Annotated in this window: 20 protein-coding genes and 1 riboswitch; of the genes, 3 read left to right on the top strand and 17 right to left on the bottom strand. The window is 72.8% G+C overall.

Annotation, left to right across the window (positions count from 1 at the left end; translation table 11 throughout):
- Positions 1-36: 36 nt before the first annotated feature.
- The 3 genes from AB0K25_RS09010 to AB0K25_RS09000 are packed head-to-tail and all read right to left on the bottom strand — an operon-like array spanning position 37 to position 3,658.
- Positions 37-960, bottom strand: coding sequence for a carbohydrate ABC transporter permease (locus tag AB0K25_RS09010; RefSeq protein ID WP_357533764.1), 924 nt, complete (start codon positions 958-960; stop codon positions 37-39).
- Positions 957-1,982: an ABC transporter permease subunit gene (locus AB0K25_RS09005; RefSeq protein ID WP_357533762.1), complete on the bottom strand. Its 1,026-nt coding sequence runs from the start codon at positions 1,980-1,982 to the stop codon at positions 957-959. The genes AB0K25_RS09010 and AB0K25_RS09005 overlap by 4 nt, the downstream gene beginning before the upstream one ends.
- Positions 1,979-3,658, bottom strand: coding sequence for an extracellular solute-binding protein (locus AB0K25_RS09000; protein ID WP_219461303.1), 1,680 nt, complete (start codon positions 3,656-3,658; stop codon positions 1,979-1,981). The genes AB0K25_RS09005 and AB0K25_RS09000 overlap by 4 nt, the downstream gene beginning before the upstream one ends.
- 231 nt (positions 3,659-3,889) lie before the next feature.
- On the opposite strand from AB0K25_RS09000, the gene AB0K25_RS08995 reads away from it, so the two are divergent.
- Positions 3,890-4,420 carry an adenylate kinase gene (locus AB0K25_RS08995; RefSeq protein WP_219461306.1) on the top strand — a complete coding sequence of 177 codons (531 nt, stop codon included), beginning with the start codon at positions 3,890-3,892 and terminating at the stop codon, positions 4,418-4,420.
- A gap of 50 nt (positions 4,421-4,470) precedes the next feature.
- Here the strand turns inward: AB0K25_RS08995 and AB0K25_RS08990 are convergent, their stop codons facing one another.
- The 3 genes from AB0K25_RS08990 to AB0K25_RS08980 form a co-directional block, all read right to left on the bottom strand.
- Positions 4,471-5,298 carry a hypothetical protein gene (locus AB0K25_RS08990; RefSeq protein ID WP_357533759.1) on the bottom strand — a complete coding sequence of 276 codons (828 nt, stop codon included), beginning with the start codon at positions 5,296-5,298 and terminating at the stop codon, positions 4,471-4,473.
- Complete coding sequence (locus tag AB0K25_RS08985; protein ID WP_357533757.1) at positions 5,288-5,800, bottom strand: sigma-70 family RNA polymerase sigma factor; 513 nt, start codon at positions 5,798-5,800, stop codon at positions 5,288-5,290. The genes AB0K25_RS08990 and AB0K25_RS08985 overlap by 11 nt, the downstream gene beginning before the upstream one ends.
- A gap of 128 nt (positions 5,801-5,928) precedes the next feature.
- Complete coding sequence (locus AB0K25_RS08980; RefSeq protein ID WP_219461313.1) at positions 5,929-6,567, bottom strand: hypothetical protein; 639 nt, start codon at positions 6,565-6,567, stop codon at positions 5,929-5,931.
- Positions 6,568-6,813: 246 nt separating this feature from the next.
- Between AB0K25_RS08980 and AB0K25_RS08975 the strand changes: the two genes are divergently transcribed.
- On the top strand, positions 6,814-7,335 hold the full coding sequence (locus tag AB0K25_RS08975; RefSeq protein WP_357533754.1) for a GNAT family N-acetyltransferase: 522 nt from the start codon (positions 6,814-6,816) through the stop codon (positions 7,333-7,335).
- A 117-nt stretch (positions 7,336-7,452) separates the two neighbouring features.
- A complete protein-coding gene (locus AB0K25_RS08970) occupies positions 7,453-8,067 on the top strand; it encodes a dihydrofolate reductase family protein (protein WP_357533753.1) in 615 nt (204 codons plus the stop codon).
- 118 nt (positions 8,068-8,185) lie between these two features.
- On the opposite strand, the gene AB0K25_RS08965 is transcribed toward AB0K25_RS08970, so the two are convergent.
- The 11 genes from AB0K25_RS08965 to AB0K25_RS08915 all read right to left on the bottom strand — a co-directional run bounded on the left by AB0K25_RS08965 (position 8,186) and on the right by AB0K25_RS08915 (position 17,118).
- Complete coding sequence (locus AB0K25_RS08965; protein WP_357533751.1) at positions 8,186-8,968, bottom strand: ankyrin repeat domain-containing protein; 783 nt, start codon at positions 8,966-8,968, stop codon at positions 8,186-8,188.
- 10 nt (positions 8,969-8,978) lie between these two features.
- Positions 8,979-9,638: a TOPRIM nucleotidyl transferase/hydrolase domain-containing protein gene (locus tag AB0K25_RS08960; protein ID WP_363819365.1), complete on the bottom strand. Its 660-nt coding sequence runs from the start codon at positions 9,636-9,638 to the stop codon at positions 8,979-8,981.
- Positions 9,639-9,706: 68 nt separating this feature from the next.
- On the bottom strand, positions 9,707-10,324 hold the full coding sequence (locus AB0K25_RS08955; RefSeq protein ID WP_363819362.1) for a histidine phosphatase family protein: 618 nt from the start codon (positions 10,322-10,324) through the stop codon (positions 9,707-9,709).
- Entirely contained in the window at positions 10,321-11,136 is an 816-nt protein-coding gene (locus AB0K25_RS08950; RefSeq protein ID WP_219461329.1) for a CbtA family protein, read from the bottom strand. The genes AB0K25_RS08955 and AB0K25_RS08950 overlap by 4 nt, the downstream gene beginning before the upstream one ends.
- On the bottom strand, positions 11,127-11,330 hold the full coding sequence (locus tag AB0K25_RS08945) for a CbtB-domain containing protein (RefSeq protein WP_208566216.1): 204 nt from the start codon (positions 11,328-11,330) through the stop codon (positions 11,127-11,129). The genes AB0K25_RS08950 and AB0K25_RS08945 overlap by 10 nt, the downstream gene beginning before the upstream one ends.
- 60 nt (positions 11,331-11,390) lie before the next feature.
- Positions 11,391-11,459, bottom strand: a riboswitch (cobalamin riboswitch).
- 161 nt (positions 11,460-11,620) lie between these two features.
- Positions 11,621-13,096 (bottom strand): PepSY domain-containing protein, encoded by a 1,476-nt coding sequence (locus AB0K25_RS08940; RefSeq protein WP_219461331.1) that lies wholly within the window; start codon positions 13,094-13,096, stop codon positions 11,621-11,623.
- Between the two features lie 100 nt (positions 13,097-13,196).
- Entirely contained in the window at positions 13,197-13,754 is a 558-nt protein-coding gene (locus tag AB0K25_RS08935; protein WP_357533742.1) for a copper resistance CopC family protein, read from the bottom strand.
- Positions 13,755-13,773: 19 nt separating this feature from the next.
- Positions 13,774-14,985 (bottom strand): Dyp-type peroxidase, encoded by a 1,212-nt coding sequence (locus AB0K25_RS08930; RefSeq protein WP_219469933.1) that lies wholly within the window; start codon positions 14,983-14,985, stop codon positions 13,774-13,776.
- A 23-nt stretch (positions 14,986-15,008) separates the two neighbouring features.
- Positions 15,009-15,608: a copper chaperone PCu(A)C gene (locus AB0K25_RS08925; protein WP_357533740.1), complete on the bottom strand. Its 600-nt coding sequence runs from the start codon at positions 15,606-15,608 to the stop codon at positions 15,009-15,011.
- Between the two features lie 94 nt (positions 15,609-15,702).
- The gene (locus AB0K25_RS08920; protein ID WP_219461336.1) at positions 15,703-16,482 is read right to left on the bottom strand and encodes a zf-HC2 domain-containing protein; all 780 of its coding nucleotides are present in this window, start codon (positions 16,480-16,482) and stop codon (positions 15,703-15,705) included.
- Between the two features lie 66 nt (positions 16,483-16,548).
- Complete coding sequence (locus AB0K25_RS08915; protein WP_208566211.1) at positions 16,549-17,118, bottom strand: sigma-70 family RNA polymerase sigma factor; 570 nt, start codon at positions 17,116-17,118, stop codon at positions 16,549-16,551.
- Between the last annotated feature and the right edge of the window lie 82 nt (positions 17,119-17,200).

Raw genomic sequence — 17,200 nt, 5'->3', positions numbered from 1 at the left:
GCCGGTGTGGCCGTCGACCCGGTCCCGCCGCAGCGGTCAGCCCTTGACGGCGCCGATCAGCACACCCTTGATGAAATGCCGCTGGATGAACGGATAGACCGCGACGATCGGGGCGACGGTGAGCACGACCACCGCCATCTTGATCGCCTCGGTCGGTGGCATGGACACGCCGGTGCTGCCGCCGGAGGTGTGCGGGGCCTGGCCGGCCAGCAGGTAGCTCTGCAACACCCGCTGGATCGGGTACATGTCGTTGCGGTCGATGAACAGCAGCGCGTCGAACCAGACGTTCCAGTAGCTCACCGCGTAGAACAGCCCCACCACGGCGATGACCGCCCGGGACAGCGGCAGCACGATCCGCACCAGGGTACGGAAGTGGCTCGCCCCGTCGACCCGGGCGCTGTCCAGCAGTTCCTGCGGGATGGCCTGGAAGAAGCCGCGCACCACCACCAGGTTGAACACGCTGATCGCCGGCGGCAGGATCAGCGCCCAGATGGTGTCCTTGAGGCCCAGCCCGGTCACCACCAGGTATTTCGGCACCAACGGCGGGTACACCAGGAACGGGACCAGGAAGTAGATCAGCAGCCAGCGGTAGCCCACCGAACGCGGCTGGGACAACCCGTACGCGGCGAGGACGGTCACGGTCAACGCCAGCGTGCTGCCGATGACGGTGACCAGCGTGCTGATCCACAGCGCCCGGGTGACCGCCCCACCGGCGAAGATCGTCTCGTAGGCCGCGGTGTCGATGCCCCGGGGGATGACGACGATGCCGCCGGCCTCGGCGAGGGTCTCCCGGGAGGACAGGCTGGTCACCAGGATCACCCAGAGCGGGAAGAGCACACTGAGCACGAGCAGACCCAGGAAGGCGGCCTTGAACCCCTGGCCGATCCGGGTCGGTGGCTCCTCCCACACCGGCCGGCGGTCGCGCCCGGAGCGGGCCCGCAGTGCGACGGTCTCGGTCATTTCGAATAGATCCCTCGTTCGCCGAGCAGGTGGGCGACCCGGTTGGCGGCCAGGATCAGGCCCAGCCCGATCGCGGCCTTGAACAGCCCGGCCGCCGCGCCGTAGCCGTAGTTGCCGGTGGCGATGGAGAAGTGGTAGACGAAGGTGTCGAGCACCTCGGCGGCCTGCCGGCCCACCGCGTCACGTTGCAGCAGGAACTGTTCGAACCCGACCGAGAGCGCGTCGCCCAGCCGCAGGATGAGCAGCAGCACGATCACCGGGCGCAGGCCGGGCAGGGTGATGTGCCACAGCCGCCGCCACCGGCCGGCGCCGTCGGCCGCCGCCGCCTCGTAGAGGCTGGTGTCGATGGTGGACAGCGCGGCGAGGAAGACGATGGTCCCCCACCCGACGTCCTTCCAGACCGCCTCGGCGGTGACCAGGATGATGAAGGTGTCCGGGTTGGTCATCACGTTCCACGGCTGCATGCCGGCGTCGCGCATGGTCTGTGCGAGCAGGCCGGCGCCGCCGAGCATGGCGACGAAGAAGCTGACCACCAGCACCCAGCTGAAGAAGTGCGGCAGATAGACGACGGTCTGCACGAAGCCGCGCCACCGGCTGGAGAGCAGGTTGTGCAGCATGATCGCCAGGAAGATCGGCAGCGGGAAGAAGAAGACCAGCTGGAACGCGGTGATCGCCAGGGTGTTGCGCAGCGCTTCCCAGAAGGCCGAGTCCTCGAAGAGCAGTTGGAACTGGCCGAACCCGATCCAGTTGCTGCGCGCGAACGCCTGCAACGGGTTGTCGCCCAGGTAGGGGTTGTAGTCCTGGAAGGCGATGATGTTGCCCAGGATCGGCAGGTAGCTGAAGACCAGCAGGACGAGGAAGCCGGGCGTCACCATGACCAGCAGCTGCCAGTCCCGGGCGAGCCGGGTGCGCAGCGGCACCCGGCGACGGCGGGCGGGACGGCGCCCGCGTGGCGTCCCGGTGGGCCCGTCGGGCCGGGTCCGGTCGGACCCGGCCGCGACGGTGGTGTCGCGAGTGGTCATCGCCCGGCCTTGGGCAGGGACTTGGCGAGCAGTTCCCGCGCTTCCTCGCCCCCGTTGGCCTTCCACTCCTGCACGATGGCGTCGACGTCGGAGAGCGGCCGGCGGCCGCGCAGGAGGTCGGTGAACTTGTCCTCGGTGGGCACCTGGTTGGCCTTGTACGCGGCCGGCATCTCCAGCTTCACCCCGTCCCAGGGGTCCTTCTCCAGGAACTTCACCATGGCGTTGGAGTAGTTCAGGAGGTCCGGCACGTAGTTCGGGGTCTCCGGGTACGGGCCGATGGTGGGGTTGCGTCCGCTGATGAAGAAGTACTGGTTGGCGATCTCCTTGAACGCCAGGTCGGTCTTGACCGGCCCGTTCGGGGTGCTGTTGTGGTGCTTGCCCGCCAACCCGTAGTCGCGCAGCTGCGCCTCCTGCGAGCCCAGCGGCGCGGAGCACCAGTTCATGATCCGCAGCAGCTCCTCGACCCGCTCCTTGCCGAGTCCCTTCTTGACGAAGGTGAAGGAGATCGGCTCGTCGTCACCCCAGACCAGCGGGTCACCGCCGGTGGCCGAGAAGACCGGCACCGGCTGGATGTTCAGCTTGGGGTTGACCTTCTGGTGCTCGGCCTGGGCGCCCTGCCAGAAGCCCACCCCGTTGCGGGAGAAGACGATCGCGCCGTTCTTGGCGAACAGTTGGACGTTGTCCGCGCCCTTGCTGGCGACGATCTCGGGGTGGACCAGACCGTCCTTGTAGATCTTGGCCATCACCTCGACGGCCTGCCGGTACTCCGGGGTCTCGTACTTGAACTCCGGGGTCCCGTCGGCCTTCAGCCGCCAGCCCTGCTTGGAGGCCGGCACCTTGTGGTACATCTGGATCATCTCGAAGACGTTGTCGAACGCCCACACCTTCTTGGCCGGGTCGGTGACCTGCCTGGCCACGGTGAGCAGGTCGTCGAGTGACGCCGGCACCGCCAGCCCGCGCGCGTCGAGCAGGTCCTTGCGGGTGAACAACGCCCAGGGGAACGGCCCGTCGGTCGGGTTGGGCACGGCCATCAGCCGCTCGTTCCACAGCGAGTTGCGCCAGGCGCCGGTGGGGAACGAGGCCAGCATCGGGTACGCGTTGGCCGCGTCGCCCTTGAGGTAGTCGGTGAGGTCCTCGAAGAGCACCTTGATCGCCTCGGAGAAGCGCGGGATCTTCTGCACCTCCCAACCCGGCACGCAGAGCAGCTCCGGGACGTCCCGCGCGCCGAGCATCGCGTTGAGCTTGTCGGCGTAGGTGTTGCCGTCCTGGATGGTGAAGTTCACCGGCGTGCCCAGCTCGGCGTTGACCGCCTGGAGGTAGGCGTTCTGGGCGACCCCGGGTGGGGCCGGGCCCCAGGCCGGGGTCATCGCGGTGATCTCCTTGCCGCTGGTGCCGGGCCGCTCGGTGATCGCGTCGACCAGCGAGGTCGGGTACTTCGTGTAGCCGTCGGGCACCGGCCGGGTGCCGATGATGTCGGGCTTGATGCTCTGGGCGAGGTCCTTCTGCGTCGGCAGCAGGTTGGCGTACGCGTCCAGGTTCTGCGCGGCACCGGAGCCGGCCGGCTTCTCGGAGCACCCGGCGAGCAGCGGGCCGCCGGCGATGGCTGCCGTGCCGAGGCCGACCAGGCCGAGGAAGTGTCGGCGCGAGCCTGTCGAGCCGGGTTGCTGGGGTGTCATCGGTCCCCCTTCGAGAAGGGCTAGGTAGTGGGTTCGCAGGTTGGGGTAAAGCTAGTTGGTCTGGATGTTAAACAAACTAATGGACGGCGGGAGATTCCGACAAGAGGCATCGACGGTCGCCGTACCGGTACCGGCGGCGCGTCGGGTCGCCGTGACGTCGGCGTGCCCGCCGGGCCGAACCCCACCCGGAGACGACGAGCGGCCCCCGCACCCGCTACGTAGGCTGCCCGGATGAGCGCACCGTCCCGGATCCTGGTCTACGGGGTGTACGGCGCGGGAAAGTCGACCCTCGCGGCGGTGCTGGCCGACCGGTTGCGGTTGCCGTGGCACCCGGTCGACGACCTGCTGTGGCAACCCGGCTGGGTCGAGGTGCCGGTCGCCGAGCAGCGCAGCCGGATCATTGAGGTCTGCCGGGGCGACCGGTGGATCCTCGACGGGGCCTACCACGGGTGGCGGGACGTGCCCCTGGACCGCGCCGACCTGGTCGTCGCCCTGGACTACCCCCGCTGGCGTTCGTTCGGGCGGCTGCTGCGGCGTACCCTCCGCCGGCTGGCCACGGGGGAGGAGATCTGCAACGGTAACCGCGAGTCACTGGGCAGTGTGCTGTCCCGGGACTCGATCCTGGTGTGGCACGTCAGCGCGTTCGGTCGTGCCCGGCGGCGGATGCGGGCCTGGCAGGCCGACCCGTCGGGACCACCGGTGCTGCTGTTCCGCTCCCCGACCGAGCTGGACCGCTGGCTTGCCACACTGCCCCGACGGTGAGCGGCCGGGACAGGTGAGTGGCCGGGACGCCGCCGCGCCCCGGACCGTCGTCACTTGGGCGCGGGCCCGTTGTCCACGAACCGGAACACCGTTTCCAGGGGAGCGTCGCCGAGCTCCTCCAGGATCAACCCGCGCTGGTCGGAGTACTGGAGATAGGCGGAGTTGTTGCTGAGGGCGTAGGTCCGCTGGCCCCCCTCCGAGCTGTGCACCACGATCGAGAACAGTTGCCTCGGCTCGTCCGGCGAGCAGGCCGCCGCGACGACGGTGAGCGGGTCGGAACCCGCCGACCGGACCTGCCAGCAGTCCCGGTTACCGTCAGCGTTCGGTTCGGCGGTACGGACCAGATAGGTGCCGGACCCCTGGGGCACGAACACGAACAGGCTGCGCCCCTCGTCGCCGTCGACCTCGCCGAGACTGCCGTCGTCGAGCAGGGACACCACGGACTCCATCGCGGCGGACCGCAGGACGACGTAGCGGCGCTGTCCGAGCCGTAGCGGGTCGGTGGACGCCGAACTCTTCGACCCGCTGGGCGTGCCCCTGGGGGTGGCCCGGGGCGACCCGGACGTCGGATCCCCGGTGGTCGAGGTGTCCGGGGTCGGCCCGGTGGACGGGGTGGCCCCCGGTGTCGGGCCCGACGTCGTACCGCTCGGGCCGGCGGGCAGGGTGGTGCGCGCAGTGCCGGCGAGGTGCACCACGGTGGCACCGGCACCCACCGCCCCCAGCAGGGCGATGCCCAGCGCGGCGGTCGCGACGTGCCGACGCCGACGCCGGCTGTCACCGCGTCGACGGACCTCGGCGACGGTGGCGAGCCGACCGGTCTGCCCGGCCTGTCGGGCCAGCCCGCGCAGGGCCTCGTCGAGCATGTCGTCAGGCCCCATGGCTCCTCCCGGCCGCCGTCTGATGTCCGTCATCGCTCAGGTACCTGGCCAGGGCCTGGCGGCCCCGGGCCAACCGGGTCTTGACGGTGTTCGGATTCGCCCGGGTCTCCGCGGCGATCTCGGCCACGCTGAGGCCGACCAGATGATGCAGCACGATGGCCCGGCGCTGCTCGGAGGGGATGTGCCGTAACGCGTCGACCAGCACCACGTGGTCGACGGAGACCGGTTCCACCTGCTGTCCGGTCGCCTCCCGCCGGTGCGCCGTGACCCGGTTCACCGCCTTGCGCCACGCGCTCACCGCCACCCGGTAGGCGACCTTGCGTACCCACGCCTCCGGGCTGTCGCACTCCCGCACCGTCGCCCACCGGCTCCAGGCCCGGGCGTACGCCTCGGCCACCGCGTCCTCGGCCTCGGTACGGCTGCCGAGCATCGCGTACACCTGCCCCAGCACCCGTTGCGCCGACGAGGCGTAGAAGGCGTCGAACTCCTCGGCGTCACGCATCGATCACGCTCTCCACCTGACCGGTCGCCTCTGCACCCGCAGCGCCCGGCCCGGGGGCCGCCCCGCCCCGCGCGGGCCCGGTCGGATCGGACGGGACGTCGGTCCAGTCCGATCCGACCGGCCTGCCGTCAGCGGTTGGCGGGCGCCGGTCCGTTGTCGTTGAACCGGAAGCTGCTCGTCGGCGGGGCGTCACCCAGCTCCTCGAGGATGAGGCCGGAGCGTGCGGAGTCCCGCAGGAACGCCCCGGCGTTGCTGATCAGGTAGGACGGCGTGGTGCCGGTCGCGGCGAAGATCTCGAACTGCTGGCGGGGATCATCGGCGTTGCACGTGGCGGCCCGAACCTCCAACGGTTTGCTGTTGCCGGGATTATGCACCCGCCAGCAGAGCGGGCCGGCACTGGCCCGGGAGTACGACTTGACGAGGTACTTCTGCCCACCCAGCGGGGTCGGCACGAACAGCTGCCGGCCCTGGTCGTCGTCGACCTCGGCCAGCCGCCCGGAGTCGGTCAGCGACAGGCCGCTCTCGAACGCGCCGACCCGGACGATCGTGTACTGCCGGGTGCCGGTGAACCCGCGTGGGGCCCTGGTCGCCGTCGGCGGCGTGGCCGACAACCCCACCGGTACGCTGTCCGCCACGGCCGTGGTGTCCCGTTGCGCCGGGGCCGCCTGCCCACCGTCGGCCCCGGGTCGGGTGTCCACCGCACAGGCCGCCAGCGCCCCGGTCAGCGCCAGCAACCCGGCACCCGCGAGCCATCGTCTCATCGCCATTGTCCGCTCCTTCACCTGGGGACGTGGTCGGCAGGTCCGTCGTCGCACCGGCCCGGTGCCGACGTCGTTGCCCGACTCACCTCTCAGGACGTTCGGCGTGGCCGCCAGGTTTCAGCCCCACCCCACGATCTTTTCGGCACCGCCGACATCGTCCTGGCGGCGGGACCGGGGCGTCAGGCCCGCATGCCCGCATGCCCGCCCGGTCGCCCGGTCGCCCGGTCGCCCGGTCGCGGGTATCGTCGTCGGGTGCCCGAACTGATCGCACCTGCCGTCGAGCGGTACGACGCCTGGCGGGAGGCGCACCTGGAGTGGGGGCCGGGGCGGCACGAGGACGGCTTCGGGCTGCGCCCGTGCGACGAGGTGGACTCGCCGGACGGGTTCGCCGCCTGGGTGGCGCGGTTGACGCGACAGCCTGGTCCGGCCGGGCCAGCCGAGGTCGACCGCTGCACGTACCGCTGGATCGTCGCACACGAGCGGGTGCTCGGCGGGATCGCCCTGCGCCACGACCGCGACGAACACGCGCAGTGGGCCGGCCACCTCGGGTTCGGCATCCGCCCGTCCGCCCGGGGCCGTGGGCTGGCAAGTTGGGCGCTGGGCCGGATGCTCGACGAGGCGCGCGCGCTCGGGCGGGAACGGTTGCTGGTCGTCTGCGCAACCGGCAACGTCGCCTCGGCGCGGACGATCGAGCGGTGCGGCGGAGTCTTCGAGGGCATCGGGGAGACCCGGTTCGGTCCCACCCGACGCTACCGGATCACGCTGCACGGGTAGGGCCGGCGGCGTGCGGCGCGACACGCGGTGCCGGCCGACGGGCGGTGCCCGGCCGGCGACTTTGGGATGCTGTGACGGTCCAGCAAGTGATCCATCCGACTCGAAGGGACCTTTCCGATGGCAAAGGTCATCTCCACGCTTTTCATCTCGGCCGACGGCGTGGCCGAGATCGACCCCGACTGGCACTTCCCGTACTTCGACGACAACATGGGTCGGGCCGTCAGCGAGGACTACGACGCCGCCGACGTGCTCCTCATCGGCCGGGAGACCTACGACAGCTTCGCCGGGGCGTGGCCCGGCCGGGAGACGGCGGGCGGCGACGACGCGCCGTTTGCCAAGCAGCTCGGTGACCTGCGCAAGGTGGTCGTCTCGCGGCAGTCCCGGGAGTTTCCCTGGCGCAACTCCGAGCTGCTCGACGGCGATCTCCTCGAGGTCGTCGCCGCGCTCCGGAACGACGCCGGCATCGGTGGCGTCCTCATCCCCGGGTCGATCTCCGTGGTGCAGCAGCTGCTCGCCGCCGGGCTGGTCGACGAGCTGCGGCTGCTGGTGCACCCGGTGGCGGCGCGGAAGGGCCGCAGACTGTTCGACGACGGTGACGCGCCCTACCACCTGCGGGTGACGACGACGGAGGTGTTCCCGACCGGGGTGATCCGGGTGGTCTACGCGCCGGTCGAGACGCCCGCCCCGGCCGGCTACGACGAGGCCAAGGAGCAACTGCCCGCAGGGGAGTAGCCGCGCCCCGCGCGGGCCGCCTCGGCCGTCGTCACCCGCAGGTGGCACACCGCGCCACCATCGTCGCGTGGTGCCCGTCCGGCCGGTGGTCCGCGCGGCGACGCGGTCGGCGTACCGGCTAGGGGGTTGGTCCGGGCGGTTGCCGGTCCCGCTCGGCGGCGGTGACGCCGCCCCGCGCCCGCAGCCAGACGACCAGCTCGGTGGCGCCGCGCCGGACGGCCGCGTCCAGGGCGGTGCGGTGCTCCCACGGCGGTATCCAGTTGAGCCGGGCGCCCCGCTCCCACAGGTACCCGGCGCAGGACTGCCGGCCGCCGTGGCAGGCGCCCCAGAACGCCGCGTCGATCTCGTCGGCCGACGGCGGGACGACGTCGGTGCAGGCCCGCTCCACCCGGTCGAGCAGGCCGAGGGTGGCCGCGTCGGTGAGGGTGGTGCGGGCCCCCCGGACGACGAGCCGGTACGCCGCCCGCCACTGGGCGAAGGCCCGCGCGTCGGCGAGCGGCGTGCCGCCGGCGATCACGCCCCCGGCAGCCTCGATGTCGGCACCCGCGTCCAGCAGGGCGTCGACGACGTCCACGTCGTCGCAGCTGGCCGCCCAGTGCAGCGGGGTCTCCCGGTGCGGTCCGACGAACCGGGCGTCGACGTCGCTGCCGGCGGCGACCAGGGCGGCCACGGTGGCCGCCCCGTGCGGAAACCGGCCCGGCCAGTCGGTGACGACGTGCAGCAGCGTGCGGGACGTCGCACCGGAGGCCCCACCGACGTGGTCGACGAGGTGCGCGGTGGCCAGCCCCGGATGTGCGGTGAGCAGCCGGCGCAGCGTGGTGAGGTCGCCGCTGCGGATCGCCCCGCTCGCCGTGACCGCCAGCGGGTCGTCGACCGCGAGCAGCAGGAGGTCACCCGTCACCTTGGCGACCCTACCTGCCGCCGGGGAGCAGCCGGTCCAACGGCCGGGGGACGTGCTCCAGATCGAGGGCGTGCACCAGTGCGGCGGCGTACCTCGCCTTACGGCCGCTGGTGGTGCCCAGGAACCGGCGTAGCTGCCGCTGCACGGACCGACCGCGCTGGGCGGGCTGGTTCTGGAAGACCCGGAATCTGGGCAGGTCGCCCTCGGTGTCCAGGACGTCCTCGACACCGGCGGGACCCAGCGCGCGGATCAGCTCGTCCTCCAGGTCGGCGACGCACACCGGGAAGCCGAGCGCCTCCATCGCGGGGCGGTTCAGGTCGACGCCGAGGCCGACCTGCTCCAGAGCGCGCCGGAACCACCCCTCCTCGGCCTCGTCGCAGAGACCCCGGACGGCCAGGCCGAGACCCGGCGGGCCGAGCAGCCGCAGGAACCGGCCGGCGCTCATCGCGCCCCCCATCGCCAGCACGCAGACGCCCTCGTCGGTGAGGTCGCGGCCACGCCGCACGGCCAACGCCTCGACCGCGCTCCGGTCACTGACCCCCTCGACGAGCACGACCGTGGCCACCACGTCACCGGCCAGGCGGCGGGCGGTCACCGCCGCCGCCGCCGCGTCCGCGCCACCGGCCGCCCAGGCGCCGACGGCGGCGCGGAAACGGTCGGGCTCTCGCACGGTGGCAGTCTCGCAACCACCGGCCGGGACTGCCACCGGGATTCGGCGGCGGTCGGCGGCCCGGATGATCACCCTTGCGGCCGGCGCTGCGAACCTGGTCCGACCCGCGGCGCGGTGAACTGGAGCCGCCACCGGGAGCCGTGCCGGCTGAGCCGCACCACCGCCAGCGGGGCGACGTCCAGTCGGGGCAACACGGCCGTCGGAAGTCGCAACGCGTGCACGATCGCCACCCGGACCACCATCGGATGGGTCACCGCGGCGATCCGGACACCCGGGGCGAGCCGACCGTCGAGCCAGCCCCCGACCCGGTCGCGCAGTGCGGCGAGGGACTCCCCGCCGTGCGGTGCCGCCCCGGGGTGCTCCCACCACTGCCGCAACGCCTCGGGCTCCCGCGCCCCCACGTCCGCCAGGCTCCGCCCGGCCCAGGCGGCGTAGTCGCAGTCCGCCAACGCGGCCTCGACGGTGGGATGCAACCCGAGGGCGTACGCGGTCTGCGCCGCTGCCGCCGCCGGGCTGGTCAGACAGACGTCCACCCGGCCCAGAGGGGTGCGCCGGTCAGGGCCGACGAGGGCGAGAGCGGCCTGCCGGCCGCCCTCGTCCAGGTCGTCGTCACCCGCGCCGAACACCGCCTGCCGCAGGGCGGCGGTGTGCGCGTGGGCGACCAGCCGCAGGCTGGTCGTGCTCACGGGTGAGCCGGTGTGCCCTGACCGATCGCCGGCTCACCGGGGCGGTCGCCTGCGTGCCGCTCGCTCTTCGGCCGTCCGCCGCCCCGACTCATCAGGGCGCTGAACAGCAGGCCGATCGCGGTCCAGAGCACCACCTGGGTGCCGAGCGAGGCCAACCGGAAGTTCCACAGCAGGGTCGCCGGGAAGTCGTCCGGAACCTCCTGGAACGACGGCAGGACCACATAGCCGACGACGGCGACCAGGAGGAATCCGCCGACGCCCGCCCCGAACCGTTGCCAGACCGGCGCGTCGGCGCGCACCGACCGGTAGCCGAGGGTGCCCGCCCAGACCGCCACCAGGCCGAGGACCACCAGCGCCAGGTAGGCGACGGTGCGCTGGTCGATGGTGTCGGGATCACCGACCGCCGGTGGATTGGCCGGGTACTTCCCGAACGGCACGAGCACCGCGCCGACCAGGGTGCCACCGGCGAGCAGCAGCACCGACCGGCCGTCGTCCGTGCTGCGCAGGCGACGGCGCAGCAGCACGTACGCCGTCGCCAACAGGCCGCCCATCGCGGTCCCGAACAGCCCGGTGGCCAGGAACAGGCCGGCCCGCTGCCCGCCCCGACCGACCAGGTCGTCCGCGTGGTGGTCGTCGGCCACCGGCCCGGTGTGGGTGGCCGACTCCTCGATCGCGATGGCCGCCTCGATGCGCGGCTCACCGACGAGATAGCCGAACGCCCCCGCGAGCAGGCCGGCGACGAGACCGGCGAGTAGACCGCGGAGCAGGACGGTCGCGAACGTGGGTGGACTGTGGGGTGTGGTCAGTGGCACGGGACACCGAGCAGGTGCCGCCCGTCGTGCATGAGTTCGTGCAGGTACATGCCGCTGCGCGAGATCGCGCCCTGATCGAAGGCGACCAGGTAGGTGAGCAGGAGGAGTACGCCGACGACGACCAGGGCCGTCCCCCACACGCGGGCCGACCCGACGGGTTGCACCAGCGACTGGGTGGGAGTGGAACTCGACATGGGACACGAACCTTCCCGGGGATGACGCGTCCCCATCGCAAGGCTGCGGACGACCGAGCGTCCTGGCTCGTGGCACCGTCGACGACGGGACCGCTCACAGTGGCGCGACCGCGCCGGAATCTCACCGGCTTACCTCGCGACGCCGCAGATAGTAGGTCGACCGTAACGGCGCGACCCCCGACTGGTCAATCGTCACCCTGACGAATGTGAGCCACCCCGGGCGGAAGCCCGACGCCTTTGACGGGTCGACGGTCCCGGCCGGCCGTCGCGCGACAACCGGCCGGGACCGGTCATCGACCGGCGGGTGCGGGTGACGTGGGGGTGGTGGTGCGCCGACGCCGTCGCGAGGTCGCGCCCAGGACGACGTCGATGGTGAGGAAGGCCAGGAGGGTGAGCCCGAACAGGGGCAGCGCCCAGCCGATCGCCACCGTCGACGGCACGCCGACGAGCAGGACCCACCGCGGTACGGCCCGCACGCCGCCCCGGGCCGGTGGGGTGCCGACGAGCGCGCGCCGGTCGGTGCGGGTGGGTCGCCGTTGCCACCACATGCGGTAGCCCCACACGATGACGCAGAGCAGCCCGAGAGCCAGCGCGGCGAGCAGGAGTTGGTTGACCGGGCCGAAGAGCACGCCCATGTGGGCCTGGATGCCGAGACCACTGAGCTTGGCCAGCAGCGGCCAGTCGGCGAAGTCGCTGCGGGCGGTGACCGTGGTCGTGGCGGGGTCGACGGCGACCCGGTCCTTCGCGACCGGCCAGGTGTTGTCGACCTGGGTGACCGTCCAGGCTGAGCCCGGCTCCGCAGCCGGGGCGATCTCGACCGGGCCGACCAGCCCGGCCGTCCGGGCGGCGGTCAGCACCCGGTCGAAGGCGGCCGACTCGACCACCCCGCCCGCCCCGGACGCACCGTGGTGACCACCGCCGTCGGCATCGGCCGGGTCGCTCGGCGTCGCGGTGAGGGCGGTGGACAGCAGCGGGGCGCGGGCGTCGAGGGAGTCGAGGCCGGCGCCGAAGTTCGCTCCGGCGTACCGGGACCAGGTCAACCCAGTCGCCGAGAGGAACAACAGGCCGACGGTGAGCCAGACCCCGAGGGTGGCATGCCAGCCCCGGGTCCGGCGGACCCCCCGGGCGGCGGACAGGTCCGGCACGAGCAGGTGCCGCACGGTGGCCCGGGAGGCCCGGCGGCGTCGCCACCACAGCACGACCCCTCCCAGCGCGATGATCCACAGCCAACTCGCGGCCAGCTCCGAGTAGTGCCGGCCGACCTCCCCGAGGTGCAGGTTGCGGTGCAGGTCGTCCAGCCAGGTGGTGGCCGGGGTGGACCCGAACCAGGTGGTCAGCTGCCCCTGCACCCGTGCCGTGTACGGGTCGACGTACACGGTGTGCTGCTTCTCCCCGTACTCCGGGGCCGCGAACACCACCCTCGTGGCCTGGTCACCCGTTCCCGGCTGCACCGAGGCGACACCGCCTTCGGGGTGGGCGTTGCGGGCCGCCCCGACCTGGTCGGCCACCGGTAGTGGCCGCTCACCCACCTCGGCCACCGTCATCCGGTCGCCGTAGAGCACCCCGTCCACCTGCGGCGCGACCGTGTACGCCAACCCGGTCAGCGCGGCGACCACCAGGAACGGCGCGACCAGCACACCCGCGTAGAAGTGCAACCGCAGCAGCAACGCGCCGAACGGGGAACCACCCCGGGTGGACCGGACGGGCGGGTCGGCGGGTGGGGCGGGTTCCGGCCTCGACGGGCCGGGCAACTCAGTGACAGACATACTCATCCGATCGAGATCGTCGGGAGGTACCCGATGGTCGTCCCGTGCCTACGGGCGGATCAGCCCGCGTTCGTGGTGCCGGCGTCGCGCCGGCCCGCCCTCAGCGGCGTGCCGACCGGCGTCGCCACCGGAGCGCGCCCGCCGCCACCGCCAGCGCGGCCACCGCGCCGCCGGCCACGCCCAGGACCGTGCCCCGGCCGCCGTCGTCGTCCCCGGCCGGGGCCGCGGCGGTGGCGGCGGCCGGGGGGGCCGACGCGGTGCTGGGGGCGACGGTCGGCGCGGCGGGGTCGGCCACGGTGAACGGGTACGACCCCTGCACCGGGTGCCCGTCGGCGGACACCACCCGGTACGCGACGGTGTACGTCCCGTTGGGCAGGGTGTCCGTCACCTGGACGGTGCTCTTCGTCCCGTCGACCACCGGATCGCCGGTGGGGACGCGTCGTTTCGTCCCGTCGGTGAGCACGATGGTGGTGAAGGCCGGGTCCAGCCGGGCCAGGAACTCGAGCGTGATCTCGGTGGGCGCGCGGGACAGGGTCGCCTCCCGAGCCGGTGAGGCCGAGGTGAGGCTGTTGTGTGCCCAGGCCGGCGTTGCGGCGACGAGGAGCGCCAGCGCGGCGGCCAGCAGCGCGGCGGCGAGCCGGCAGGTCGAGGTGATCATGACGCTCTACCGGGCCGGCTCATCCGAGCACCTGCTGACCGATCCAGCCGTCGGGTGGGCAGCCGGGCGGGACGGCGAACACGGCGGAGCCGATCGGGGTGGTCCATTCGTTGAGCAGGTCCCGGTCGGCGAGTCGTCGTTGGATCGGCAGGAACTGGGTGGTGATGTCGGCCTGGTAGGCGGCGAAGATCAGTCCACTGTCGGCGTGCCCCTGCGGGGTGGGTGTGCCGTCGTAGTTGTAGGGCCGGCGCAGGATCTTCAGCCGGTCGTCGGTGACGTGTGCCCGGGTGAGGTGGGAGAAGTCCGGGATGACGGTGAGGCCGTCGTCGCCGGTGGCGGCGAAGTTGGGTTCGTCGTGTTCGGCGGTGCCGGTGAGCGGGGCGCCGGTGTCGAGGCGGCGGCCGATGGCGAGTTCCCGGTCGGTGCGGCCGAGCAGGTCCCAGGTCTCCAGGTTCATGCTGATCCTGCGGACCACGAGGGTGGTGCTGTCCTTGAGCCAGGCCGGGCCGTCGGGCACCCACACGGCGGTGTCCGACGGTGGGCCGGGGCGAGGGTTGGCGGTGCCGTCGAGCTGACCGAACAGGTTGCGTTGGGTGTGGCCGGCCGGCTCGACGCCGGGGCTGCGCCGGAAGCCCTGCTGCACCCAACGGACGGTGGCGAAGGGCCGGCTGTCCTTGATCAGTACCCGTTGGGCGTGGGCGACGGTGACCGCGTCGTCGGCGCAGATCTGCACCAGTAGGTCCCCACCGGACCAGGCCGGCTGGAGCCGGTCGACACGGAACGCCGGCAGGTCCACCACGGACGGCGGCCGGCGGTCGTCGACGCCTGCGGCCCGGTAGAGGCCGGGGCCGAAACCGAAGGTCACGGTGAGCCGGGCGGGCAGCAACCCGAGTTCCGCCTCGGTGTCGGCCAGCGCCGGCCGGCCCTGGGTGAGCCGGGCGGCGTCGTCGCTGAGCAGCCGCAGCAACCGGCCCAGCGCCGCCCGGTCGGTGCCCGGTCGCAGGGTGAACGCGACGAAGGCACCGTGCGCCTGTGGCTCGGTGGTGACCCCGGCCTGCCGGGGACCGTGGAACGGCTCGACCAGCGCACCGACGGCCGCCACCGGGCTCGGCGCAGCCGTCGCAGGCGGGCCACCGGCCTGGTCACCGGTAGCGGCGGCGACCACCGCCGCGCCGGCCACCGCGCCACCCGCAGCCAACGCCCCACCGGCGAGCAGACCCCGCCGGCTCACCGCCCGGGCGGGCGGGGTCGTGGTCACGACGCCGGACTCGTCGTCGGCTGCCCGCTCATGCTCGGCATGGGGGCGCCGTGGTCGGGGGCGTAGCTCTCCTGCGCGCCGGTGAACGGCTTCGCCACGGCGGTGAACTGCTGGGTCCGACCATCGCCGAAGGTGAGGGTCACGGTGAGGGCGTCACCGGCCCGCACCGGCTGACGCAGGTCCATCAGCATCAGGTGATCACCGCCGGGCTCCAGGACATGGGTGCCCTTCGCCTTGATCACGATGCCGCCCTCCTTCTGTCGCATGACCATCTTTCCGTCCTTCATGGTCATCTCGTGCAGCTCCATCGGCGACACCGACGTCGTGGCACCGGTGAGCGTCACGTCGGCGTCGCCGCTGTTGACCAGGGTCGCGAAGGCCGCCGTCATGCCCTTGTCGGCCGCCTTCACCCACGGGTCGCGAATGTCGACCACCCCCGTGACCGCGCTCGCCGGGGCCGAGGCGCTCGACTGCGGAGCTGCGGCCGGATCGGCCGGGCCGCAGCCGGCGGTGCCGAGCGCCAGCAGCGCTGCGGCGGTGGTGGCGAGGACGACCGACGGGCGTCGATACGAGCCGAGTGGACGGGTGGGGCGCATGGGTTCTTCCTCCGTTGTGCTGGTGCTCTGTCCCGTTGGTCGGTCACCGGGCCCTGGAAGTTCCGGCCGGTCGGCATCGACGTTTCGTGGTCGGTCAGGCCGCCGACCGGTCGCGGATCCGCGCCGAACCGACGTGCGGCGGCACCAGGCGCAGGGGCGGCGTGGCGGTCGGTACGTCGTGCGCGGCCAGCCGCCACGCGGGACGGTCGCGCTGGTCGCGGCCCGCCGGCCCGTCGGGTCGCAGTCGGGGTCGGGACAGGGCGACCACGATCAGGTAACCGGTGAGCAGGAAACCGTGACTGACCAGCCGGGGCGGTTCCACCCGCCCGGTGACCAGGTCGTTGGCCGAGAGCAGCACCAGGGCCCCGACGAAGGCGCTCAGGGTCGGCAGGAGCCCGCTGGTCGGGGTGCGCCGGGCCGCGACGAACAGGAAACCCGCGCCGACGGCGATGTTCCAGGCGGCGGACTCGTGCCACAGGTGCCCGGAGGTCAGCGTGTCGAGCGCGCCGTGGGCGTGACCGGCAGCCGGGCCCCGCCCGACCTGGGCCAGTCCCAGCACCAGTTGCAGTGCGCCGATGAGGGCCAGCCCGGTGCGCAGGGCGAACACGAGCCGGTCGCGGAGCCGGCGGGGTGCGGGGAGCGCGGCCAGGACGGCGTCGGTGAGATCGGGGCCGGGCACCGCCTGACGCCGCCGGACGGGGGCGGGGGCGGAGAGGGCCAGTCGGGACCGTCTGGTCACCGTCGCGGCCTGGTCACACCAGTCCCGGCAGCCCGTGCACCCGTCCAGGTGGGCGTCGACCGCGATCCGCTCGGCGGGGGTCTCCTCGCCGTCCAGCTGCGCCGACAGGATCTCACGCCACTGCTCACACCCCATGTACCGGTAGTCGGACCGGGGTGCCCGTTGGTTCCCGTGGACCGTGGTCGCGACCCAGGTCAGCGGTCAGCCGGCGGCGCTTCCGGGCCGGCGGCGGATCGAGCGGGGGTTGCCCTCGACCAGCACGACGAGATCCTCCCGGGCCCGGGCGACCCGGGACCGGATGGTGCCGACCGGACAGCCGCACACCTCGGCCGCCTCGGCGTAGGACAGGCCGAGGACCTGGGTGGCGACGAACGCCTCCCGACGGTCGGCGGGCAGGGCCAACAGCAGGTCGTTGAGGACCACCTCGCCGTCGAAGCCGCTGCCCCGAGTGTCCGGGGTGTCGTGCCACTCGGACAACGGCACGGTGCGCGGGCGCGACGTGGCGGCCCGTACGTGGTCGACGGCGGTGCGCCGGGCGATGCCGAGCAGCCAGGTCCGGGCCGACGACCGGGCGGCGAACGACGGCAGCGACCGCATCGCCCGCAGGTACGTCTCCTGGGTGAGGTCGTCGGCCTCGGCCGGACTGATCAGGTGGGCGACGAACCGTCGTACGTGCTGCTGGGTGGCCCGGATGAACCGGGCTGCTGCCTCCCGGTCACCCCGACCCGCGGCCAGCGCCCACGCGGTGACCTCCGCGTCGTCGTCGCTCACCTGCTACCTCCGTGTCCGGTCGCGCACGCCCGCCAACCGTAACGACGGGGTGTAGTAGGTCTCGGGTGAGCGTACGGCACAC

Source organism: Micromonospora sp. NPDC049257, assembly GCF_040678915.1.
In the GTDB taxonomy this organism is placed as follows: Bacteria; Actinomycetota; Actinomycetes; order Mycobacteriales; family Micromonosporaceae; genus Micromonospora; species Micromonospora antibiotica.
The sequence above is the reverse complement of the archived record's forward strand: the minus strand, read 5'-3'. Positions and strand labels throughout refer to the sequence as shown.

Excerpts from the sequence above, each read along its gene's own strand:
- AB0K25_RS09000 (WP_219461303.1), bottom strand. The coding sequence starts at position 3,658 with ATGACACCCCAGCAACCCGGCTCGACAGGCTCGCGCCGACACTTCCTC.
- AB0K25_RS08920 (WP_219461336.1), bottom strand. The coding sequence starts at position 16,482 with ATGGGGTGTGAGCAGTGGCGTGAGATCCTGTCGGCGCAGCTGGACGGC.
- AB0K25_RS08935 (WP_357533742.1), bottom strand. The coding sequence starts at position 13,754 with ATGATCACCTCGACCTGCCGGCTCGCCGCCGCGCTGCTGGCCGCCGCG.
- AB0K25_RS08985 (WP_357533757.1), bottom strand. The coding sequence starts at position 5,800 with ATGCGTGACGCCGAGGAGTTCGACGCCTTCTACGCCTCGTCGGCGCAA.
- AB0K25_RS08990 (WP_357533759.1), bottom strand. The coding sequence starts at position 5,298 with ATGGGGCCTGACGACATGCTCGACGAGGCCCTGCGCGGGCTGGCCCGA.
- AB0K25_RS09005 (WP_357533762.1), bottom strand. The coding sequence starts at position 1,982 with ATGACCACTCGCGACACCACCGTCGCGGCCGGGTCCGACCGGACCCGG.
- AB0K25_RS09010 (WP_357533764.1), bottom strand. The coding sequence starts at position 960 with ATGACCGAGACCGTCGCACTGCGGGCCCGCTCCGGGCGCGACCGCCGG.
- AB0K25_RS08970 (WP_357533753.1), top strand. The coding sequence starts at position 7,453 with ATGGCAAAGGTCATCTCCACGCTTTTCATCTCGGCCGACGGCGTGGCC.
- AB0K25_RS08995 (WP_219461306.1), top strand. The coding sequence starts at position 3,890 with ATGAGCGCACCGTCCCGGATCCTGGTCTACGGGGTGTACGGCGCGGGA.
- AB0K25_RS08940 (WP_219461331.1), bottom strand. The coding sequence starts at position 13,096 with ATGTCTGTCACTGAGTTGCCCGGCCCGTCGAGGCCGGAACCCGCCCCA.
- AB0K25_RS08925 (WP_357533740.1), bottom strand. The coding sequence starts at position 15,608 with ATGCGCCCCACCCGTCCACTCGGCTCGTATCGACGCCCGTCGGTCGTC.
- AB0K25_RS08980 (WP_219461313.1), bottom strand. The coding sequence starts at position 6,567 with ATGGCGATGAGACGATGGCTCGCGGGTGCCGGGTTGCTGGCGCTGACC.
- AB0K25_RS08945 (WP_208566216.1), bottom strand. The coding sequence starts at position 11,330 with ATGTCGAGTTCCACTCCCACCCAGTCGCTGGTGCAACCCGTCGGGTCG.